Genomic DNA, 23,074 nt, shown 5'->3' with positions numbered 1-23,074 from the left:
AATTCAGAAAACGAGACGTTATCCACATGTGGATAACGTCTCGTTTTTAATTTACCTTCATTGGAAGCAAATTCTTACATTTATCGGTTTCTATAAAATTCATTAATTGCTGAGTCACTTTTTATAACGGACAGGACTTCTTGTTTCCACGATTTAGAATCACCAACGTAAAAGGACATATCACGGTCGTATAATCCTTCGATTTCTGCTCGAGTGAATTGGAAATGCATCAATTTATCATTATCGGGTTCTAAGTGAAAATCGATGGTGTCCAAGTTATCAATAACCATAAATAATACGCTAGCATTGTATAATAGCATGCTTCTTTTATCTGTCCAATACTCCTCGTATTCACTAGTGGTCATCTGTTCATTATCATTCCGTCCATAATTGACTGTTAATCCATAGGGCTGTTTTTTTGTTTGCAATTCAATCGTTTTTCTATACTTGGCACCTGGAAGTTCATCCAAAATCGCAATCACTGAGCTATTATCTCCTATATAGGATCCTTTATATGGCGTGTAATCCTCCAACGTGTAGGATATTCCTTGAAATGATACAGTCTCGTCTATAAAAGAGGATTGCTCGGCAGGTTGGAAGTTATTGTTTCCTTGTATTGAGTTGAAAACGAAGAATGCCAGTAATGCAAACACAGCGATGCCCGCTATATTGATGAAGAGGTGCTTGTATGATTCACGTCTCTTTTTCATAGGAGACTCTTTTTGCAGTTCTTTGAGTAAAATAGAATGTATCAAGTTTTTTGCCTCGTATGACATAGTAGGTTTAGGTAATGAACTCAGTTTTTCATCAATTTGAAGATTATCCTTAATTGTCATCATTCACCCCTCCTAATTGTTTACGTAACGCTCTTTTTGCACGATGATAGGTAGATCTGACTTTATTTTCAGTCCATTTTAAGGTTTGAGCAGTTTCGTAAGTTGTCAATCCGCTAATCCCTCTTAAAATCAAAATTTCTTTATAATGTTGGTTAAGTGAATGAATGGCTTGAATAAGTTCGGAATTTTCTTCACTCAACCCCATAAGGTATTCAGGTGTGCGGTCCGTTTGGGGTTCTGGACTTGTGTTGAATGTAAGAATATCTTTCCATTTATTACGTTGTTTTTTTCGTATTTCATCAATAGCGAGATGTCGAGCGATACTATATAACCAGGTTTTCGGACTTGCTGCTTCATTGAAGGAGTCATAGGATTTAATTGCTTGTATAAAAACTTCTTGGACCAAGTCTTCAACGTCTGAAGAGCCTATCCTATACAGAAAGAACTGGTAAATCACATCACTATACAAGTCAAACCATAGTGAGATTTGTTGATTTTTCCCCATTACACCCTCCGGAATTCTGTCGTTATGTATTAGTCGAATTCTATTCATGATTATCGCATGTAAAATGAAAAGAATTTATTAAATCTAGTTGGAATAAGCATAAAGGGTAAAAATGTTGGGGTTTTAGTTAAACTTGGTGGGTAATATGCATACACTACTAGTTGGTTAGATTAAATAATAAAACATAAAGGAGAACAATACATTATGAGCATTGCTGTGATATATGGAAGTACTCGCATAAATGGGAATACTGAACAATTAACGGAACATGTGATAAAAGGACTTGAGGTAGAGAAAATTTTTCTGCGCGATTTCTTAATTCAACCAATTGATGATCGTCGACACACAGAAGGTGGATTCACAGATGTGGACGATGACTATAGTGAGTTGGTTGAGAGAATGATGAAACATGACACATTTATATTTGCGACACCTCTTTATTGGTACAGTATGTCAGGAACTATGAAAAACTTTATTGATCGATGGTCACATACGATGCGCGATGAAAAATTCCCTGATTTTAAAAAACAACTTGGCACAAAAAAAGCATATGTCGTAGCAGTGGGTGGCGACAATCCTTATTTAAAAGGGCTACCGCTCATTCAGCAATTTAACTATATCTTTGAATTCATGGGCATGACATTTGGAGGTTATGTACTTGGTAAAGCGAGTCGTCCGGGTGATATAACCGAAGACATGACGGCAATTACAGCTGCGGTTCACTTAAATAAAAAAATAAGTCAATAAATAATCCTATAATAGAGTGTCGGACACCGAAGCTTCTTTGGGGGGAATAATCTCCCAACACAAGTCGGTGTCTGGCATTTTTTAGAGAAATATTAATTCTTTTTTATCAGTTTCGTGAATTTTGTTTGTTTAGAACTTACGAAAACTCATTTATAATGTATGATTAAAGGATTAAGCGGTAATAATCGTGCTAACATAAGAATTACATAGTCGAAATAGTATTTGGAACGGGAGGAACCGAGTATGAGTGAGGCTGCTTTATTACAACGAGAAGCGATGGATGTATTAAAACAAACGAGTCGGACTTTTTTCATTCCAATAAATTTTCTAGAGCCGACCTTACGAAAAACGGTTGCATCTGCGTACTTATGTATGCGTGCCATTGATGAAATAGAAGATCATCCAGATATGAAAGCTGAGACAAAACGTCAATTATTAACATCGATTAGTGAAAGTATGAAAACATCTTTCGACGCTGAAAAGTATCGTGCACTTATTCAACCTTACCAAAACTTGCTTCCAATCGTAACCCAACGTCTAGCAGATTGGATTTTATTATGTCCACCGGATGTAGTAGAAAAGGTAAAAGCGTCAACTGCTGATATGGCAGAAGGTATGGCGAAATGGGTCGATAAAGACTGGCGCATTAAGACCAAAGAAGATTTAGATGATTATACGTATTATGTGGCAGGTCTAGTTGGATGCATGTTGTCTGATTTGTGGAAATGGCATGATAATACCGAAACAGATCGTGAGAAAGCGATTGCTTTTGGACGAGGCTTACAAGCAGTAAATATTTTACGTAATCAAGAAGAAGATCATGAGCGGGGCGTGCGTTTCTTGCCTGATGGTTGGGAGAGAGAAGATTTATTTTTATATGCAAAGCAAAACTTAGCAATGGGTAACGATTATGTGAAAGATATTAACAATCGTGGAATTACAATGTTTTGTAAAGTACCGCTTGCTCTTGCAAATAGTACATTAAAAGCAATGAAAATAGGTCGAGAAAAAATTTCCCGTAAGGAAGTCGAATCAATCGTAGCTGACCTTGAAAATCACAATTGATCAAAAATTGCAGACTGAAAATAATTTTAAAGTGAAAGTGCCAGCCACCAAGGATCTAGTTGGACATGAAATGTCCCGCTAATCCACTGAGTGACTGGCACTTTTATGTTTATATTTCTACCTTGCTTCTACAGATTTTCCTAGCTGAGTAAGACGTTGGGCGAAGTCCTCAGTACGTGGTGTTGTCCCCTTAAAGACATCGTGCATTTCATATGCTTGAGTACCATGTTCAAATGAATCCAATCCCACAGTTTCTGCTTCTTTAGATACACGTAAAGGACTAAACGCACGTATTGCTAACAAGCTACCACCGACAGTTAGTGATGTCCAAGTAATGATTGCAGCGATACCTACTAATTGAATTGCAAGTATTCCTAAGCCGCCGCCATATAACGCACCGTTTGTTGTGTCGAACAACCCAACTGCAAGTGTTCCCCAAATCCCTCCGATACCATGTACAGATATAGCTCCGACCGGATCGTCGATTTTTGCTTTAACATCAAAGAAGCGAATGCTCTCCGTCATTAACACACCTGCAACAAGACCGATTGTAATAGCACCAACAAGTGAAACATTTGCGCAACCAGCGGTAATTCCCACTAGTCCGCTAAGAGCTCCGTTTAATGAAAGTGAAGCATCCATTCGTTTGTAGCGAAGCTTTGTATAGAAAGCAGTAGATATTACTGCTGCAGATCCAGAGAGTAATGTATTAGCAATAACTATAGGGACTAATTTAGCGTCAGCCACAAGTGTGCTAGCTCCATTAAATCCGAACCAGCCTACCCATAATATTAAGACGCCAAGCGCTCCTAGTGGGATGCTATGACCAGGAATAACATTCACTAAGTGGTCTCGATATTTTCCGATGCGAGGACCAATCAGCCATGCAGCAATTAATGCACCAACTGCTCCAGTTAAGTGAACGACTGATGATCCAGCAAAATCGATGAATCCCAATTTAGCTAGCCATCCACCACCCCAAACCCAGTGTCCAACAATTGGGTAAATAACCCCAGCCATCGCAACTACTAATAGAAGGTAAGAAGATAATTTCATCCGCTCGGCTACTGCGCCCGAGATTATCGTTGCACACGTAGCGGCAAAGACAGCTTGGAACACAAAGAAACCAATATCTTCACGCCCAAGTAAGGCAAACCCCTCAGTGCCAATTAGACCGAAGGCAGAAGGGCCAAACATAATCGCAAATCCTACGATAAAATAAAGGAGTGCACCGATCGATAAGGTCAATAAATTTTTCATTAATATGTTCACTGTATTTTTGGAACGAGTGAATCCTGTTTCGACCATCGAAAAACCTGCATGCATAAAGAATACTAAAATTGCACCAATCATCATCCACATCATGTCGACAGAACTCTGTACTGCTTCAATTGCCTCCATTGCCTCCATATTAATTCCCCCTTAGTATACGGCGATTGCGCCTCGTTCTTTTGTCCGAATTCGAATTGCTTCATCCAATGGAAAAATGAAAATCTTTCCATCTCCCACTTCGCCAGTAGCTGCGTACTCTAATATCGCTTCAATAATTGGTTCCACTAAATGATCTTCAACCACCATTTCTAATTTCAATTTCGCTGAAAATTCCATTTCATACAAGTTTCCACGAAATAGCCCGGTTCTTCCTTCTTGTCTACCGCACCCAGCAATTTCAGTCACACTTAGACCATCAATACCTTCTAACGCTAACGCTTTCCGAACATCTGAAAACACATCCGGTCGAATAATTGCCTCAATTTTTTTCATAACCCTTCTCCTTTCGATTTCTCTTTCTAACATATGTTAGGTTTTCTAACATGATAATTCAAAAACGGTAAATAATCAAACTATTTTAAAAAATGATGTTAGGTTTTATGACATGTAGTGAAGAAATGAGGAGGTTGACCCAATAAAAAGGGATGAGGTTTTTATTTGTTTATACAAAAAGCGGCTGTTGTAAAAACAACGACCGCTTTCTTTAACTCCTAAATATTAATTATGTTAATCAATCGTCAAATTTCACTTTTACAACTAAACTCGTATTTTTTATAACTAAGCAACGCCGATTATTTTTATTTTTGTGCTTCAAAGTAGATAGCTGCAAATAGTTTAGCCGTCATCAGCATCGCATTTTCGTCAAAATCAAATTGTTCATGGTGGTGTGGGAAAACGAGCGATTCGTCTTGTAGTTTTGCTCCCACAAAGAAAAAGGCGCCAGGCAACACTTGGGTATAGTAACTGAAATCTTCGACAGGCATGACTGGAGGTGTTTCAATGACTGCATCTTCACCATAAAGACACAAGGCTGCTTGTCTGACGATTTCCATTGCTTCCGGGTGGTTCCATAATGAGTCGTAGCCAGTTTCGATAGTTACTTCTGCAATCGCTCCTAAGCCTATTGCAACATTTTCAGCAATTTCACGCACGCGGCGACTTGCCAAGTTGCGTAATTCTGGATCGAATACACGAATTGTTCCTTCAAGCACAGCTTCGCTCGGGATAACATTGTCGGCTTCTCCCGCCTGGAATTTCCCAATGGATACCACCAGTTCCTTCAATGGATCCGTATTGCGACTGACGATAGTCTGCAGAGCGACCATGATGTGGCTTGCAGCTAATATTGGATCAACCCCGTTATGGGGTTCCGCTCCGTGTGTACCAAATCCACGTACCACAATTTTAATGGTGTCTTCAGAAGCTTGCAGGTAACCATCTCGCACATAGACATGTTCACTGTCCATTTTGCTTTGCAAATGAGCACCATAGACAAGGTCCACTCCATCTAGGCATCCGTCCTTAATCATTGCCCGAGCACCACCAGGCGATAGTTCTTCACCGAATTGATGGATAAGAACCACGGTACCACATAGCTTATTTTTTATTTCCATCATAGCTTTTGCGAATCCAAGTAACGCTGCTGTGTGGCCATCGTGACCACATGCATGCATTACACCTGAAACAGTTGATTTATATGGAACTTGCTTCATGTCTTGGATTGGCAATGCATCGAAGTCCGCTCGGAATGCAATCGTTTTTCCAGGTTTTCCACCTCTGATTGTGCCGACTACTCCACGACCGCCAACTCCTCGTTTTACTTCAACCCCAAACGCTTCTAACTGATTAGCGATGAAGGCAGGCGTATTAATTTCTTTGTGAGACAATTCCGGGTGCATATGTAAATGACGACGAACCTCAACCATTTCACTAAAAGTCTGCTCCAATTTACGCAAAACAACTTCTTTCATTATGATTCCTCCTAGTAATAATAATAAATTTCATGGTAGAAATAAGATAATTAATTCGCCTGGGAAGGGGAATTTCAGTTTAAAGAGAATTGTATTTAGAGTGTACTTCACAATGATTGTATCAAATATGATTAATGTCGTATGATAAGTATTTAAAATGAAAATTTATACAATTTTAAAATGTTATCGAAATAATAGGAGTTGGCCATATGAAAATGAATCAGCAAATAGAACAACAAATTCAACAATGGTTTTCTCATTTCCATGCAAATCCTGAAATAAGTTGGAATGAAATCAAAACGACGGCAAAAATCGCAACGATACTGGATAGAGTTGGCGTGACATATCGAACGTTCAGTGATGTCACTGGACTCGTCGCTGAAATTGGCAGCGGTACGGAAGTAATAGCCGTTCGGGCAGATATCGATGCGTTATGGCAGGAAGTGGACGGTGTTTTCCAAGCAAATCATTCATGTGGACATGATGCCAATATCTCCATGGTTCTTGGCGCATTGCTTTATTTGCAGGGGCATTCATTGCATAAACGGATTCGTTTTATTTTCCAACCCGCCGAAGAAAAAGGAAACGGGTCAATCGCGATGATGGAACGGGGGGTTGTTGATGATGTTACGTACTTATTTGGCATTCATTTACGCCCGATTGAAGAATTACCTTTCGGAAAAGTGACACCTTCCATCCATCATGGAGCGGGTGTATTTTGTGAAGGGAAAATCGTAGGTGGAGATGCACATGGCGCGCGACCTCACCAAGGAAAGAATGCAATTGATCTGCTAGTTGCAATCCATCAATTTATTAAGTCAATTTACGAATCACCATTTGAACCGTATTCTGTAAAATTGACGAACATGCACGCAGGTGGGGAAAGTCTCAATATAATTCCAGGAACAGCTACCTTTGCAATTGATGTTCGGGCACAATCCAATGAGGTATTGACTCGCTTGCAAGAAAAAGTGAGTGGAGGACTGGCTCACTTAGGGGCTTTGTATGATGTGGAAATTTCATGGAAATGGAATGATTACACGCCTGCTGCGGAAGTATCTGCGAACGCTGCAAACCTAGCAGATGCAGCAATACGTGAAGTGTTAGGTGATGAACATACGGCGCCAGCAGTTATTACCTCAGGAAGTGATGATTTTCACTTTTACACGATCAAGCATCCTTCAATAAAAGCCACTATGATAGGTGTGGGCGCAAACTTAGAACCTGGCCTTCATCATCCCAAAATGTCATTCGATCGTGATGCACTGGGTGTGGGCGCCCGTGTTCTTGCGGCGACAGTACTGAGGGCAGCTACTCATGAAACTCGAGGGCTACAATGAAAGAAGGCGTTTCCGAGTCTGCTTTCTTTTAACTGTTCTTTTGATTCGTTATAATGCCCTTTATGAACCTTTTCTTCTAATGAACTTAGAAGCATTCACTATATAAAGATCAGGAGGAAATCATATTGGCAACAACTCTAGAAGGTAAGAACGCTATTATTACAGGTGCAGGACGTGGTATTGGACGTGCAATAGCTATTGCTTTAGCAAATGAAGGCGTTAATGTAGGTCTTCTTGCTCGTTCTGAAGAACATTTGCAGCAAGTTGTGAAAGAAACTGAAGCACAAGGTGTAAAAGCTGTTTTCGCAACTGCTGATGTTTCTTCAAATGACGAAGTCACAAAGGCAATTGATTCATTGACCAGTGAACTGGGAACGGTTGATATTTTGATTAATAACGCTGGAATTGCGAAATTCGGCAAATTTATGGACCTTGACGTTGAAGAATGGGAAAAAATCATTCAAGTCAACTTGATGGGAGTTTATTATGTGACTCGTGCAGTATTGCCTGGCATGATCGAACAGCAATCTGGAGATATTATCAATATTTCTTCTTCTGCAGGACAAAAAGGTGCACCAATTACGAGTGCTTACAGTGCATCAAAATTTGGCGTGCTTGGAATTACGGAATCCTTGGCAATGGAAGTGCGCAAGCATAACATCCGTGTAACAGCACTGACACCTAGTACTGTTGCCACAGATTTAGCGATCGATAATGATTTGACAGACGGAAATCCTGATAAAGTTATGCAACCTGAAGATATTGCAGAGTTTATCGTGTCTCAATTGAAATTAAACAAACGCATCTTTGTTAAAGAAGCGGGACTTTGGTCAACAAATCCTTAGAATATTTTTGATGGATGTCAGGTAGAGAGGCGAATTTAGCTATCTTGCCTGGCATTTTTAAATATTTTAAAAACATCTTCAATGAATGTGTGAAATTATCATTTACTTGGGTATGGTTAAGGAATACAATTAATTTTATTTCATTTCATTAATTGGAGCGTGGAAGGTATGAATCGAATATTTACAATTCTTGTTATGATTGGAGTGCCCTTAACTGTGGTCGCTTCTTTGTTACATTGGTCTAGCATTGTTATGTTTATTATTTGTTCGGTTACGATTATTGCCATTTCAAGTTTTATGGGTCGTGCAACAGAGAGTATTGCAATTGTTAGTGGACCACGAATTGGTGGGTTACTAAATGCCACTTTTGGTAATGCGGTTGAGTTGATTATTTCAATTTTTGCATTACAAGCTGGATTAATTGGAGTCGTGTTAGCATCGTTAACTGGATCTGTATTAGGAAATTTACTTTTAGTTGGAGGTCTTTCCTTTTTCTTAGGTGGGATTAAATTTAAACGACAGAAATTTAGCATTCATGATGCACGTCATAATTCTGGGTTACTGGTGTTCGCGGTCTTTGTGGCATTTGTCATTCCAGAAATATTTTCATTGTCCATGAATGAAACGAAAACGTTACAATTGAGCGTTGGTATTTCCATTATCATGATTGTTTTGTATTTAGCTGGATTATTCTTTAAATTGGTAACACATCGTGGAGTGTATGCTCATACTGAAGAAGATGTACCGACAAAGCATGAAGAACCTGAATGGTCGAAGAAAAAAGCGTTAATCATATTGTTATTGTCAACTCTAGCTGTTGCTTATGTTTCTGAAAATTTGGTCCATACATTTGAAGCGGTTGGAGAACAATTTGGATGGTCTGAACTATTTATAGGGATAATCATTGTAGCGATTGTCGGGAATGCAGCAGAGCATTCATCTGCCATATTAATGGCGATGAAAAACAAAATGGATGTAGCTGTGGAGATTGCCATTGGTTCCACTTTGCAAATCGCCATGTTTGTGGCGCCGGTACTAGTCATTATTTCTTTGTTTATGCCTACAGCAATGCCACTAGTATTTACGATTCCAGAACTCGTAGCCATGGCTACAGCGGTATTGTTAACTATTAGTGTGTCTAACGACGGTGAATCCAACTGGTTTGAAGGGCTCACATTATTGGCGGCATATTTAATCATGGGTATCGGTTTTTATTTATTATAAAATTACACAAAAAAAGCTTTTGACACTAATCGGTCAAAAGCTTTTTCTGTGCCAACTTATCTACATGTTGTGCAATTTCTGAAAGAGACTGAAATTGTAACCCAGTATTGCGGTTAATTGATTTAAGGATATCCAATTCATTAGGTAAAGAAGCTTTTTTTATTTTCAAAATCGTTGGATCGTAAAAACTGCTAATCATAATTCCTCGGAACGTATGGAAAATATCCCTACGAGGATTACTAGGTAAAGACTTGTTATCTATTTGTCGTAAGTCTATATTCATTCCATGGCTCCTCGGTACAAATTGATGGTACAGTACTCTATATACCCTTATTTACTATTTATTACACAATTGTGCTTAATACTACGCATTTAAAGGAGCTTGTTTGAATGAAACGAAAATTATTTTATACAGATGCTTACCTTCAACGTGACATGACGAAAGTTGTAAATGTAGCAAAAGATGAATTAGAAAAATGGTACGTCACTTTAGAAGAAACTGTCTTTTTCCCCACTGGTGGAGGTCAGCCTCATGATATAGGTAAAATCAATGATGTAGTGGTTTTCGATGTAGAAGAAATAGATGGAGAAATTAGGCATTACATAGCTGAACCTTTATTAGAAGTGGGCGAAGCAGTGGAAATGGAGATTAATTGGCAGCGTCGTTTCGATTTTATGCAACAACATACAGGTCAACATCTCTTGACTGCATCGTTTGTAGAATTATATGGAATTCAAACAACCAGTTTTCATCTAGGAAAAGAATTAGTAACGATTGACTTAGATGTAAAAAAAGTCACTGATGAGCAGTTACTTAAAGTGGAAAAACGAGCAAATCAAATCATTTTAGAAAATCGCCCGATTGAAACAAAGTGGGTAAACAAAGAAGAACTGGCAACGTATCCTCTACGAAAAAAAGTGGCTGTCGAGGAAGATATTCGTTTAGTTATTATTCCGAATTTTGATTATAACGGTTGCGGAGGAACTCACCCCTCATCAACAGGTCAAATTGGTTCATTGAAAATCCTTGATACAGAAATGCAAAAAGGTCATGTAAGGGTTCATTTCGTCTGTGGCAACAGAGTGCTAGATCAACTTCATCGCAAACAAAAAACATTACAAGAAGTGACTCACTTATTAAGTGCTTCGGCAGATGGAGTAGTCAACTCTGTGAAAGTATTATTGGATAATGGCAAGAAACATGAGAAAACGTTGGATGAAGCTCAACAACAATTACTGAACTACGAAGTGAAAGAAATTGTTGGCGATATGAAGGAAGGCACTACGTCGATTGAACGTGTATTCCAACAACGGTCCATACAACAATTACAAAAACTTGCACGACTTATAGTGACAGAAGCAACAGCCACTCAGTTAATTTTCATCGCTGAAAATGACGGTTTACTACAAATTGTATTGGCACGAGGTACTGACAATCAAATGAACATGAAACAATTAATCGCCCAAATCCTACCCCTCATCAATGGCAAAGGAGGAGGTTCGGAAACTTTCGCTCAAGGCGGCGGAGCGACGGACCTAACTGGCGAACAACTATTAGAAAAAATTCGTGCTTTTTAATATATTGAAATAGTAAAGACTTTCTATAAAAGTAGAATATGTGTTCGGTGAATGCTATAATTTCCCTACAGATTTATATAAAGAAAGGTGGGAGTTTGGTGAAACCAGTGATTATTGCAGAAAAGCCAAGTCAGGCAAAAGCGTATGCAGATGCTTTCAAAGTGAAAAAGCAAGAAGGTTTTTTTGATGTGCAAGCATGTGAAGCGTTTCCACAAGGTGCCTATATTACTTGGGGAATCGGTCATTTAGTCGAGCTGCGTGATCCGAAATCTCACGACTCGAAGTGGGCAAAGTGGTCACTTCAAACATTGCCTATATTACCAGAAGAGTTTCAGTTTCAAGTTGCGAAAGGAAAAGCGAAGCAGTTTGGGATTATCAAAAAGCTCATCTATGAAGCAGATACCATAATAAACGCGTGTGACATTGATTTATCTCTATAAAAGTAGTTGTACAAAATACGAAATATTATCCTTTCTTATGTGAAACAAGTATATTTCATTGATATTTAGAATGCACTTAAATATTAATCTGCACATAAACATAGTAAATGAGCTATTTATGTGCAAATTTTCAAGAGTCTATACTTGAGGTTTTAGGGAAGTTACTATTAAAACGGGTTTCATTTTCTTCTTCAACTCAATAGTCCCTCAGTAAAATATCACAATTGAAGCATTCTTAAAGCATAAAGGACCTATTTAGTAACGGATTCCGTTTCCTATCGCAAAACAAAAAGGTTATCAATTCGCATAAGAATTGATAACTTTTTTTCGTTGAAATAAAAGCACTTATCCTAAAATAACTGTTAAATATGTACCTCAATTTGTAGGCGGAAAATCAGAATACATTGAATCCGCAAATTGGTATACAAATTAGATTACAAAAGCTTACCATTAAAAGGGGCTGTAAATGCAAAACTAAATTGAACAGATTTCGCCAAATAAGATTGAACAGTTTTCACTAAAAATTTGTGCTTCTATATACTAGTAATTAGTTTATAGAAAGCGAGGAATATGGAGTCTGTATGTTTGTAAGGCGGGACACATGGCGATTCGAAAAGCACGAATTGGAAAAAAGGGGATGGGTAAAAAACCATCGAAATACATATTACTTTGATATCGAAAAATGCAAACACTGTCCTTTCAAAGAAGGTTGTTATACAGAAGGGGATAAAAATAAGACAAATGCCGTTACGATTAAATCAAATGAACATTCAGAACGGGAACAATTTCAACAAAGCGAATATTTTAAAGAGAAATCGAAGTTAGCAATAAAATTGAGAGATTAATCATAGAAAATCCCGAACTGGGAAAATTTACTACTAATAACCCAATAAACATGGTAGAATCTAAATGGTTTAATAACCAAAAAATAGCACCATAAGAAAGGAAATACAAAATGAGTAAAAAACTGAGAAAGCGGGGAATAAAGTTTCTATCCTCCCTGTTAGCATTCACTATTTTTGTTACTTATATAACAATCGGTGAGTTTTCACCCGTTTTAGCCGAAAGTAATAATAATGAAAATATTCAAAATAAAAATCCAGAATTAGTTGTCTCGGACAGCAGAAAAGAAGTAAAAGAGAAGAGGACCGAGAATTCAAAAACATTTCTAAATCCAGATGGAACATATACATCGGAGATATCTCAAACCCCAATTCATTTTAAAAATGAAAATAAACAATGGGAAACTATCAATAACCAGCTTGTATCTGATTCTCAAGAAAAAGTATACGAAAATAAAGCAAACGATTTCACTGTAAAGTTTGATGAACGACAAGAATCAGGATCACCAATTATGCAAATAGAAGACAACCAATATTCTACTGAATTACAATTAGAACCTTTAGAACATACGGGTCAAAAACCTGCAAGCGTTGAAGGTTTGGTAGAAGGAGAATCGATTACATATCCAAATGTGTATTCTGATATCGATTTAAAATATTCAGTGGGCTCAGATCGAATAAAAGAAGATATTATTTATAACGAAAAACCTGAAGAAGGTTTCCCTTCTGAGTTTACTTATAAAATGGATTTAGAAGGGATGAATGTAAAGAATCAGGACGGAATTTTATACTTATGTGATTCAGAAACAAACGAACTCCTTTATTATTTTGAGACACCTTATATGTATGATTCCTTCATACCTGAAGGTTTTAAAACAGCAGAAGGTATAACTTCTATTCCTGAAGAATCGATTTCATATGATGTAACACTAAAACATGAAATAATAGATAATCAATTATACCTCCATCTTGCACCAAATAAACAATGGTTAGAGGATGAAACCCGTATTTATCCCCTAACAATAGATCCAACTATTGTAAGAATTCAATCTTCCACGCACATAGAAGATACAAGTTTACGGAGTACTTTTCCAACACAGACAGGTGGTAATGATTTAGAAATTGGTGGTGGGGCATCAAATGATAATGTTATTCGCTCATTACTGAAATTTGATGTATCCACTATACCTACTGACATAACAATTTTGTCATCAAGCTTAGATTTATGGTTTTCCTCTACTAATAATAGTTCAATGGTGGATGTAAGTCTCTACAAAATGGGACGCGATTGGAATGAAAATGAAGCATCATGGAACTATGCAAAAACATCTCCTTCCACATCATGGACAACTAAAGGTGGAGATTATATAAGTAGCAATAAGCTAGCAACTGTCAGTGGTCTAACTAATCCAACCACTCTTGATAATGACATGAAACAGTGGGATATCCCGATCCATATTATTCAAAATTGGAAAGATAACCCGAGTACAAACTATGGATTTATGATTAAAAGTGATACCGAAGCAACGAACTCTTATAAAAAGTTTATTTCAAGTGAACATACAGCGGACTCTAAGTACAAACCATTATTTGTAGTTACGTATAGAACTAATGCAAGGTTAGGATTAGAAGAATATTGGATGTACGACTCGCATCCTTTGGTTGGTGGAACAAGTTTTAGTAACTTAACAACAAATAACAATGTCATTCAATATACAGATTACTCAATTACGGGACGTGGAGGTTTTGGTTTAGACTTTACGAGAACTTATAATAGTAAATCTAAGGAAAGTTCCGTCATGGGATATGGATGGACGTTTACAGGAAATGAAAAATTATTTCTAAATATTAAACAAACTGCTAACATCCTTAACTATCAAGATGAAGATGGCACAGATCATGAATTTGTATATGATATTCCAAATGCCATTTATAAATCTGGACCGGGTAAGTATCTAACAATTAAAAAGAGTTCATCTGACTCTAATATTTATATCATGGTAGATAAATATGGTATAAAAACTACTTTTAAAATCCTACAAGCGAGTAATGATACTGATGTAAGAGTAGCCTATATTCAATCTAAAGAAGACCGACATGGTAATAAAATTAAATATGCATATGAAAATAATAGAATAACAAAAATTATCAGTGAATTAGGATCTGGAGTAGCAAAAACTCTTCAATTCACATACAACGCAGCTGGATACATTGAAACTGCAGAATATGAAGGTGGTAAATTTACCTATCATTATGATGCAACTGGTAAGATGGATTACGTCGATCAGCTTAAGAATAGTAACCTAAGTGTAAATACAAGAACAAAATTCGGATATAAAAATGATCGAATCGGTACTATTATTGATCCAGAAGGACGTCTTACGGATTATACTTATGATCCAAATGGATATCTAATTAAAGTACAAGATCCTAAAGATGGTAACCCAAATGATTCGATTGATAGACCTGGAATCGTATATGATATTGATATTATTAATAATAAGTCTACGGTTACAGGCCTTGATGGCAATCTAACGACATATTATTTTGATAGCAATTATGTACCAATCAAAGAAGAGATTCCTGGCTCATCCACAACCTATACTCCTGATTCCAATTATAATCCCATAAGGATTGTAGAGGACGGCAATATAATTACGAACATATTTGATTCTAATGGAAACTTATTAAGAGTAACTAATTCGGAAAATCATAAAGAAGTGGTCTATACATACACTACCTTTAGTCGATTAGAAACAATTACTGAGTTGGATAATATGACGAAGACTACTTACACATATGTTGATTTGATTGACGGTGGGGAGAAAGTTACAATTAATTCAGATGGCAAGGATGTAACCAACACTTATGATAGTTATGGTGACCTAAAGTCTGTCAAATATCCAGACGGTTCAATTGATATTATGGATATTAATTATGCAAGTAATAAAACAACGACTACACATACCGACGAATTTAAAAATGTTACTAAAACTGAATCGGATACATTAAATAACACAGAAACTATTACGGATGGAAGAGATAACCCTTATTCTCTTCATTTTAATGATAAGTTCGAATTAGATAAAGTAATAGACCAAAAAGATAAAGAAACATCATATAATTATGATGAAAATGGGAATTTAATTACTGTTACAAATGCAAAAAAGAAATTATTTTTGACATACGACTATAATGGACAAAATCTTTTAGTTAAAGAAACCAATGCATTAGGTAAAAGTATTAATTATGATTATTACGAAGATGGGAATATAAAATCCATTTTATTGCCAAACGATCATAAAGTCTCTTATGTATATGAATCAAATAGAATGATACAAAAAAATATTAATGATCTTAATAAGTTCGATTTTAATTATGACCCACTTTCAGGTAATTTAACCAGTGTGAAAATGAATAACAATCTACAAAAATCTATTATTTATAACAATGATGACTCAATTGATTATATTATAGATCGAACCAATAAATTAGATTATACAGAGGAAGATAGCAAGAAAATAACAACATATACCGTTGAGTCTAATGAAACAAAATTAGAACAAAGTCTTGATTCAATGAGTAGAGTCAATGACATTCACAAAAATGGCGATACAAATTCACTTGTATCCTATGAATATCACTATGAAGATTTGCCATCATCGGTATCATTTAATAATGGAAGCTCTATACAAATGGAATATTTACACAATCGTTTAGATACCTATACACTGAAGACAAAAAATAGCAACATTCTTGATTCATATAAAYTTGGCTATGACAAAAACAACAATATTACAACAATCACATCGAATTTAGTAGTAACAACCTATAGTTATGATGATAAAATGGATTACCTAAAAGAGGAGAATTTAACTGACGGTACGAAAATTTCCTATGAATATGATGAAGTAGGAAATCGCACTATAAAAAGGACTACTAGAGCTGGAGAGACTAATACAATTCCTTACGAGTACAATGATGGAAACCAATTAATGAAGGTAGGTAACCAGATTTATCAGTACGATGATAATGGAAACCTTAAATCGGATGGGAAAAATTCTTATGTGTTCAACGATATTAATCAGATAGAATCAATCGAAGACCAAAGTGGACAAATTATAGCAAAATATACTTATGATGAAGATGGAAAGCGAATAAGCTCAATAACACCTTTAGGTACCATTAATTATTTCTATGAAGGAGATAATGTCCTTTACGAGACAGACGAGAACAATAAGATTTTAAGAGAGTATACGTATAATGGAAACGGTCAAGTTGGAACTTTGACGAAAAATGGACAAACGTATTACTATCTTTATAATCATCATGGTGATGTAATTGCTTTAACTGATTCAGCTGGGAATATCGTAGCTTCGTATTCCTATGACGCATGGGGTAATGTTTTAAGCCAATCCGGACCAATGGCTTCTGACAATCCATATCGCTATGCTGGATATAGATATGATGAAAACACAAAATTATATTACTTAATGTCAAGATATTATAATCCTGATAATGGGGTGTTTTTATCAATAGATTTAGTACGAGGTGATCTTGAAAACCCAATTACTCAAAATGGATATAATTATGCAAATAACAATCCTGTTATGAATGTTGATCCAAATGGCAAATGGAGTGTAAGAGCGGATGTATTCGCAAATTCAGTAGATGCAATTCTATCACTTATTCCAAGTGTAAGAATATTCTATTCTCTAGTTAAAACTCTAGGTAGAACTGGAAAGCCGTACCAAATGCTTAATGGAGATAAGATTGTCCCTCAGATTGTAAAATCTACAAACCAAGTTTTTACCAGATTTAATACAAAATTAAAAATATCAGCGACTATAATGGGAGGAATTAATACATTCTTTTTGACAATGAGCGACTTTTCAATTGGCAAAGCAGTTGCCTATGTCCTCGGTAGAATGTTTAAGACAGAAAAGCGCTATGCATTAAAATATATATATTGGGGACCAAGAGAAAAAATTATTTACATTATATTTCCGAGGTAGCGTTAAGAAATTTGTGTAAGTGCATAAAATTTTTCTGGCACCTATTCTTTTTCTTTGAACATGGCAGCCAGTATTGCTCGAACTTGAACAAATCCTAAATGACGTTTTGTGAAGAACTTTAGAAAATTTCAAATTGAGAAACAAGAAATTTTTCTAGGAATTCTTAAGAAATTGCACTTTACGCTTGCTTTATCTCTTGATTTAGTCGTTAAAGATGCTTTGGTCAGATTTGTAATTGTCTGTTCTGATGTAAAATGGTTCACAGGGAGGGCATTTTTCTATTTATTCGTTTACACAAGAATTATTATGCTTGCTCTCATTCCCAAAATTGGAGGTAAAGGTATTGTTTTTAATTATTATTTTCATAGTACTATTCTTAATTATCTACTATATAAATCATAAGACATTAATAAAGAGCCAAGAATTTACCATTAATCGTCTAATTAAATTAGACAATAAATATAAAATTAAAATAGAAATAATTAAGAAGGAAGAGAACGATATAGTTAAAAACGTAATATTATTTGAAAATGAGAGAGAGATAGATCCAGAAATAGTGCAGTATGCACAATTTCAATTCTCCTATTATTTCAGTGGTGAAAATGGATATTATATTTTCAATAAAATTACTAGAAAATTAATTACTTATGAAAACTTAAATTCTTTTAATAAAAAACAAAAAAGGATTTTTGAAAAATATTTTTATTAATCATTTTTTTTTATTTAATGTCAGTAAAAAATAAATCTATTTTAAGTATTTGCCAAATTCGATTAGGACCATTTTACCAAGCATGGGACTGAACCCATAGGGTTGAGACAAAATAAAACATCTTTGAGTTGAAATTCGGGTTTAAGATACCCAAATACAACTTAGAGGGTGTTTTGTTTTTCTATAGGTTCAAGAGTTAGTTATCCTGTAGAAGTAAATGAGATTGGCAGGAGTTCCAGTTACCGAGGTAATGGAACGGAACGTCTAGGTAAGTGGTCAACTTTTACATGAGCGACCTGGTCAACTTTTGGCTTGACGTTTACATACATCGAAGTGAAATAATCTCTAGTGAAGAGGATGACAGCTTAAGAATGAAATACCGTAAAACTTTGTTTACCGAAATAAGTGTTCAATCTTAACTGAGGAAAACTGTTCATTCTTACTTGACGGTTACAAGGAATTATAATAGGTCTAATAGTTGTGATTCTTTCCAATCTTATTACAACAAAAATCTTTCCTCCAATTTTTGAAATTGCCGAAACAGTCGCAGATTTTCCAACCCCATTTAAAAAAATTATATACCAGGGAATACTCACATTATTTTGCATATTAATGTTTGGAATGGTTGCAATTTTATTCTTACAAACAAAAGAAAAGAATATTAGGGAGCAAATTTACATTAATGAATTAATAACACCATCCTTTTAATAGAGGAGGGTGTTGTTTTTGGATTTAATAAAGTTATTTACCTTAAATTGTATATTTTTGTATACTAGTAATATGGCGGTGGCATTCTCAAAGCCATGTTTCATCGAGATTATGGAACACCTTATATTGGGAAAGAACTATTAATTAAATTTATTAAAACTAGAATAATCGTTTTAACGGAATTCGACAAAGATACTCTCCCTTTATACTCCTCTTCCAGATAAACCTCCCAATAATATTCATCATTTATTAAATCCTGTTGTACTACTATGTCTAAAAATTCAATATCTGGCTTCCTTATTTTATTTAAAGCATTAATGCCAAAACTTGAAAAAGTAGAAAATGGAGAAGGTGTATACATCTTTGAGGAGTTAGAAAATAACTTACACCCTGCACTTCAAAGAAAATTGTTTAATTTTTTAAGAGAATGGTCCGTTGAATACAATGCAACTATATTTTTAACTACTCATTCTAACATTCCTATAGATCTTTTTAGTGGAAAAGATGCTTGTCAAATAGTCCATTTAAAAAAGGAAGGAGATAAATTAATTACAAAACAAGCTCTCAACTTTTTGGATAATAGTGAAATACTTTTTGATTTAGATGTCAAAGCAAGCGACATTCTACAAGTGAATGGAATTATATGGGTTGAGGGTCCGTCTGATCGAGTATATATAAAAAAGTGGCTTGATTTAGTTACAAACGATGAATTCATAGAAGGTATCGATTACCAAATCTTATTTTATGGTGGACGGCTCCTCTCTGCATTTAGTGCTTCTCCAGATGATGAAGAAATAAATGACTTTATTAAGTTGCTAAAAACAAACCGGAACCTTGCTTTAGTAATGGATAGTGACAAGAAAACACGTACATCTAGAATTAATCAAACAAAAACAAGATTAAAGTTTGAGCTAGAAGCAATAGGAGCAGTAACTTGGATTACTAAGGTAAAGAAATCGAAAACTATGTTTCAAAACGTGCTTTTAGTGCAGCGTTTAATCTTAATTTAACCAATGAAATAGATCAATATCAATCGGTAGAGTTATATTTAAATGATGCAAAGCCTAATTTAGGGAAAAACTATATCAAGAAAAAAAATCAATATTCACATGAACTTTCATCAATTATGACAATGGAAGATTTAAACTTTCTTGATTTAAAAAAGAAAATAGAAGAGTTAGAAAAAGTAATACGTAAGTGGAATTCAAAGTAACAACTGCCGTTCCTTAGAAATCTAAAGGAACGGCTTTTTTATCTCAATTCATTTTTTCAATTGCTCGATTACTTGGTTGTTCAATTATAAAACCTTCTAATTGGGAAATGATTATATTATTTGCATCTTGATATCTTTCCAAATCCTTTTCTAAATCATGAGTATCAAAATATTCTCCCGATGTCACCTCATAAAATTGATTCTCGTTTAATTCGGTAGTTGTATTAACAAAAATGATAGTAAACTCTTCTGAATTTGAATTCACTTGGAGTCGCATTTTAAGTTCAGAAACTCCACCTTCATTTTCATCAATATAGCCTCCAATAATAGAGAAAATGAAACTTTCATCATTAACACCGGTCGCTGTAATAAGGGTTTTAGGTTCAGTTATAGCCATTATTTCATCGACAAAGTAATTTGGTAGAGCATCACAAAAATACAACATATCATCCGCTGGTGACAAAATATTTTCATTTAAATATTCTATAAATACATTCTCTATCTGTTTTTCAGAATAAATCTTTTCACCTGTAGCTTCTATATCTCTTTTTCTCGTTTCTTCAATAAGAAACTGTTGCATAGTTTCTCGATAATCAATCTCTTCTTGAGATATTTCAGAATTACTAATTTTTTGGATTGCTTTATCTAACGCATCAATTACAAATTCACAAGTTTTTTTCATCACATTGTACATTTTCAAATCGATAACTTTATTATGAGCAATATGATTACGATCACTACTTAGGCGGTCCCATTTCTTTTTAAAGTCTTCAGGTTGATTGAAGAAAATAGAAAGCTCGTGCTTCCAGAATCCTTTTTCGTTCGTTAGTGCAAAATCAAATGGATTATCTACTAATTCTTTTAGTGTTTTACGTAAAGTCTTTTGAATAAGTTCTTTATCAGATGGGAGTTCATGATGATTCTTAATATCAACTGTAAAGTTCACTTCAAATGTATATTCACTTTCAACTAGTTTCGTCAAATCTGTGATATCCAAGGAATACATATCCAAGTTGATATCCTGAAGGTCCGTTAATATCCCGTGATAACCAGCTAACCTTTTTTCTTTATCAGTTTTAATTTTTGCAGCTACTTGTTCCCACCAATCCAAACCATATTTAATTGTCATATAATGAATAATTAATACACGAAATCTATTTTCAGCTTTGCTGGTAAGTTGGTATAATTCTTGAGTTTGCTTTTCAATCTGAGCATCATAAATCCAGTACAACTTGTCAGCTAACGGTTTAAGGGCGTTTTTTAGCAAAATTTTTAAATCATAAAATTGATTTTCATCCATCTCAGATTCCATATTTAAAGTAGCAAAAAGCAAAACTTTATCCTTAAAAGTACGCTTATTAATTGAAATTAAAAATTCACTTTGTTTATCTTTACATGCGAAATAATAATCCATTTCTTGTGGATAGTCGATGTCTTCACTTATTACATTGAATTTATCATTGATATGATTACTGATTTCCTCAAAAATATCAAAGTTTTTCTCGTCTTCGTTTTTTCGAAATAATAATATTTCCAATTTTTTATTTAGATCCATACTCAAAAATCTCCTCAGCATTTAAATTTTTATTAGTACATGCTTTAAAATGTACAAACATAAACATATATTAACATAAATATCCAGGTTACTATTCTACAACATTATCAGCTTCTAATTATATTAACTTTCTGAATGCTATGAATTTTTCTATGCTAATCAGAATCATTAAGATATTCTTAATATTATATAAAGGAATTATCTAGGAGGCTAAATCATTATGATGGAGAATTTAATTAAGAAAAAAAATGATAGAACTACAGGTGATTTTGATGAAATACACGAGGTGAAATATTCAAAGCCGAAAATTTTGTTAGTCGATATAAAAAATGATATTGCTGACAAATTAGAGGAAGAGGGTTTCAATATTGATAAAGGTACTTTTGGATCAATTGATGCAGCTCAACCAAACCAAATATGTGAACTTAATGGAAAGCTACCCTTTTTAAATGAAACTGATATTGTGTTTGTTAGTCTAGAGAGTGAAAATAAATTGAAAAATTCAATTTATCGAGACGAAGAAACCGTTGCAGCGGATGATTTTGTATTTGTAACTCCTAGAAGACAAAACTATTTTGATGGTAGATCTGCCTATTCAGTTGGTCAAAGAGAGAATTTAAAAAGAGTTATAAAAAATGGTGGTATTATTGTAGTTTTTGCTGACTCTCCTGTAATCGAAACCTACTACATTACGGAGTTTAGAAAGGGCCTAAGATATGAACCAACTTCTAAAAAAATAAGTAATTACGATTGGGCACCTTCAAAACTTTATACACAGGATTGTATAGAGGGAAACGAAGTTTTTATTTCTGATACATTAAAAGAAGTAGCCCAAGCGATAATCAAAGGTTCAGAAGAAGAAATTTCTTATAGATGTGAGTTTAATAGTATTTTTGAATCCGAAAACACATCTATTTTATACAAAAACCGCTCTGGAAAAGTTATAGGATTTTTAGAGAAATTGAATGAAGGTTATTTAATTGTGTTACCTAGGTTTGAAAATCTTCACAAGCCAATTTCAAATTTAATTAAAGAGGTTTTGCCAGAATTAATACCGGATTTATTTCCTGATTTCGTAAAAAATAGTTGGGTAAATAACGAAAAATATGTTTTTCCAGATGAAAAAAAATTAATTGCTCAAAGAGAAGAAATTGTTAAAAAGTATTCGGAAAAAATTAAAGAGTTAGAAGAGAACATCTCAAAGGTAAGA

At 34.8% G+C, this 23,074-nt stretch carries 18 protein-coding genes and 1 pseudogene; 12 read left to right on the top strand and 7 right to left on the bottom strand.

The window, feature by feature from the left end:
• Window positions 1-80: 80 nt before the first annotated feature.
• Complete coding sequence (locus tag AC1DOS_RS08535) at window positions 81-839, bottom strand: DUF4825 domain-containing protein (protein WP_477537153.1); 759 nt, start codon at window positions 837-839, stop codon at window positions 81-83.
• Window positions 826-1,341 (bottom strand): RNA polymerase sigma factor, encoded by a 516-nt coding sequence (locus AC1DOS_RS08530; RefSeq protein WP_477537152.1) that lies wholly within the window; start codon window positions 1,339-1,341, stop codon window positions 826-828. The genes AC1DOS_RS08535 and AC1DOS_RS08530 overlap by 14 nt, the downstream gene beginning before the upstream one ends.
• A gap of 204 nt (window positions 1,342-1,545) precedes the next feature.
• Here AC1DOS_RS08530 and AC1DOS_RS08525 point away from each other — a divergent pair, with 204 nt between their 5' ends.
• Complete coding sequence (locus tag AC1DOS_RS08525; protein ID WP_108584894.1) at window positions 1,546-2,088, top strand: flavodoxin family protein; 543 nt, start codon at window positions 1,546-1,548, stop codon at window positions 2,086-2,088.
• A gap of 243 nt (window positions 2,089-2,331) precedes the next feature.
• Entirely contained in the window at window positions 2,332-3,153 is an 822-nt protein-coding gene (locus AC1DOS_RS08520; RefSeq protein WP_108584895.1) for a squalene/phytoene synthase family protein, read from the top strand.
• 117 nt (window positions 3,154-3,270) lie between these two features.
• On the opposite strand, the gene AC1DOS_RS08515 is transcribed toward AC1DOS_RS08520, so the two are convergent.
• From AC1DOS_RS08515 to AC1DOS_RS08505, 3 genes are all read right to left on the bottom strand, one after another.
• Window positions 3,271-4,554 (bottom strand): ammonium transporter, encoded by a 1,284-nt coding sequence (locus AC1DOS_RS08515; RefSeq protein WP_477537155.1) that lies wholly within the window; start codon window positions 4,552-4,554, stop codon window positions 3,271-3,273.
• 21 nt (window positions 4,555-4,575) lie between these two features.
• Window positions 4,576-4,917: a P-II family nitrogen regulator gene (locus AC1DOS_RS08510; RefSeq protein WP_477537151.1), complete on the bottom strand. Its 342-nt coding sequence runs from the start codon at window positions 4,915-4,917 to the stop codon at window positions 4,576-4,578.
• 305 nt (window positions 4,918-5,222) lie between these two features.
• The gene (locus AC1DOS_RS08505; protein ID WP_477537150.1) at window positions 5,223-6,395 is read right to left on the bottom strand and encodes a M20 metallopeptidase family protein; all 1,173 of its coding nucleotides are present in this window, start codon (window positions 6,393-6,395) and stop codon (window positions 5,223-5,225) included.
• Window positions 6,396-6,610: 215 nt separating this feature from the next.
• Here AC1DOS_RS08505 and AC1DOS_RS08500 point away from each other — a divergent pair, with 215 nt between their 5' ends.
• The 3 genes from AC1DOS_RS08500 (at window position 6,611) to cax (ending at window position 9,804) form a co-directional block, all read left to right on the top strand.
• Window positions 6,611-7,735: an amidohydrolase gene (locus AC1DOS_RS08500; protein ID WP_477537154.1), complete on the top strand. Its 1,125-nt coding sequence runs from the start codon at window positions 6,611-6,613 to the stop codon at window positions 7,733-7,735.
• Window positions 7,736-7,860: 125 nt separating this feature from the next.
• Window positions 7,861-8,580, top strand: a complete 720-nt coding sequence (locus tag AC1DOS_RS08495; RefSeq protein ID WP_477537149.1) for a 3-ketoacyl-ACP reductase — start codon at window positions 7,861-7,863, stop codon at window positions 8,578-8,580.
• Window positions 8,581-8,748: 168 nt separating this feature from the next.
• Window positions 8,749-9,804 carry a calcium/proton exchanger gene (gene cax, locus AC1DOS_RS08490; protein ID WP_477537148.1) on the top strand — a complete coding sequence of 352 codons (1,056 nt, stop codon included), beginning with the start codon at window positions 8,749-8,751 and terminating at the stop codon, window positions 9,802-9,804.
• 25 nt (window positions 9,805-9,829) lie between these two features.
• On the opposite strand, the gene AC1DOS_RS08485 is transcribed toward cax, so the two are convergent.
• Window positions 9,830-10,087: a hypothetical protein gene (locus AC1DOS_RS08485; protein WP_477537147.1), complete on the bottom strand. Its 258-nt coding sequence runs from the start codon at window positions 10,085-10,087 to the stop codon at window positions 9,830-9,832.
• Between the two features lie 107 nt (window positions 10,088-10,194).
• Between AC1DOS_RS08485 and AC1DOS_RS08480 the strand changes: the two genes are divergently transcribed.
• From AC1DOS_RS08480 to AC1DOS_RS08455, 6 genes and pseudogenes are all read left to right on the top strand, one after another.
• Window positions 10,195-11,382, top strand: a complete 1,188-nt coding sequence (locus AC1DOS_RS08480; protein WP_477537146.1) for an alanyl-tRNA editing protein — start codon at window positions 10,195-10,197, stop codon at window positions 11,380-11,382.
• A gap of 98 nt (window positions 11,383-11,480) precedes the next feature.
• On the top strand, window positions 11,481-11,822 hold the full coding sequence (locus AC1DOS_RS08475) for a toprim domain-containing protein (RefSeq protein WP_477537145.1): 342 nt from the start codon (window positions 11,481-11,483) through the stop codon (window positions 11,820-11,822).
• A gap of 577 nt (window positions 11,823-12,399) precedes the next feature.
• Window positions 12,400-12,658 (top strand): annotated as a pseudogene (locus AC1DOS_RS08470) (transposase); the annotation flags it as partial.
• A 119-nt stretch (window positions 12,659-12,777) separates the two neighbouring features.
• Window positions 12,778-17,679: a DNRLRE domain-containing protein gene (locus AC1DOS_RS08465; protein WP_477537144.1), complete on the top strand. Its 4,902-nt coding sequence runs from the start codon at window positions 12,778-12,780 to the stop codon at window positions 17,677-17,679.
• A gap of 343 nt (window positions 17,680-18,022) precedes the next feature.
• The gene (locus AC1DOS_RS08460) at window positions 18,023-18,388 is read left to right on the top strand and encodes a hypothetical protein (protein WP_477537143.1); all 366 of its coding nucleotides are present in this window, start codon (window positions 18,023-18,025) and stop codon (window positions 18,386-18,388) included.
• Between the two features lie 977 nt (window positions 18,389-19,365).
• Complete coding sequence (locus AC1DOS_RS08455; protein WP_477537142.1) at window positions 19,366-20,106, top strand: ATP-dependent nuclease; 741 nt, start codon at window positions 19,366-19,368, stop codon at window positions 20,104-20,106.
• Window positions 20,107-20,352: 246 nt separating this feature from the next.
• On the opposite strand, the gene AC1DOS_RS08450 is transcribed toward AC1DOS_RS08455, so the two are convergent.
• Entirely contained in the window at window positions 20,353-21,864 is a 1,512-nt protein-coding gene (locus AC1DOS_RS08450; RefSeq protein ID WP_477537141.1) for a hypothetical protein, read from the bottom strand.
• A 220-nt stretch (window positions 21,865-22,084) separates the two neighbouring features.
• Here AC1DOS_RS08450 and AC1DOS_RS08445 point away from each other — a divergent pair.
• Window positions 22,085-23,074: hypothetical protein (locus tag AC1DOS_RS08445; protein WP_477537140.1), on the top strand; the 990-nt coding region annotated here is incomplete at its 3' end.

This window comes from Paenisporosarcina sp. P5_A11, from assembly GCF_056400705.1.
The sequence above is the reverse complement of the archived record's forward strand: the minus strand, read 5'-3'. Positions and strand labels throughout refer to the sequence as shown.

What these genes read in the sequence shown, in the direction of transcription:
- AC1DOS_RS08510 (WP_477537151.1), bottom strand. Translation starts at nt 4,917, where the DNA reads ATGAAAAAAATTGAGGCAATTATTCGACCGGATGTGTTTTCAGATGTT.
- cax (WP_477537148.1), top strand. Translation starts at nt 8,749, where the DNA reads ATGAATCGAATATTTACAATTCTTGTTATGATTGGAGTGCCCTTAACT.
- AC1DOS_RS08450 (WP_477537141.1), bottom strand. Translation starts at nt 21,864, where the DNA reads ATGGATCTAAATAAAAAATTGGAAATATTATTATTTCGAAAAAACGAA.
- AC1DOS_RS08480 (WP_477537146.1), top strand. Translation starts at nt 10,195, where the DNA reads ATGAAACGAAAATTATTTTATACAGATGCTTACCTTCAACGTGACATG.
- AC1DOS_RS08525 (WP_108584894.1), top strand. Translation starts at nt 1,546, where the DNA reads ATGAGCATTGCTGTGATATATGGAAGTACTCGCATAAATGGGAATACT.
- AC1DOS_RS08520 (WP_108584895.1), top strand. Translation starts at nt 2,332, where the DNA reads ATGAGTGAGGCTGCTTTATTACAACGAGAAGCGATGGATGTATTAAAA.
- AC1DOS_RS08485 (WP_477537147.1), bottom strand. Translation starts at nt 10,087, where the DNA reads ATGAATATAGACTTACGACAAATAGATAACAAGTCTTTACCTAGTAAT.
- AC1DOS_RS08500 (WP_477537154.1), top strand. Translation starts at nt 6,611, where the DNA reads ATGAATCAGCAAATAGAACAACAAATTCAACAATGGTTTTCTCATTTC.
- AC1DOS_RS08530 (WP_477537152.1), bottom strand. Translation starts at nt 1,341, where the DNA reads ATGGGGAAAAATCAACAAATCTCACTATGGTTTGACTTGTATAGTGAT.
- AC1DOS_RS08505 (WP_477537150.1), bottom strand. Translation starts at nt 6,395, where the DNA reads ATGAAAGAAGTTGTTTTGCGTAAATTGGAGCAGACTTTTAGTGAAATG.
- AC1DOS_RS08455 (WP_477537142.1), top strand. Translation starts at nt 19,366, where the DNA reads ATGTCTAAAAATTCAATATCTGGCTTCCTTATTTTATTTAAAGCATTA.
- AC1DOS_RS08535 (WP_477537153.1), bottom strand. Translation starts at nt 839, where the DNA reads ATGATGACAATTAAGGATAATCTTCAAATTGATGAAAAACTGAGTTCA.
- AC1DOS_RS08515 (WP_477537155.1), bottom strand. Translation starts at nt 4,554, where the DNA reads ATGGAGGCAATTGAAGCAGTACAGAGTTCTGTCGACATGATGTGGATG.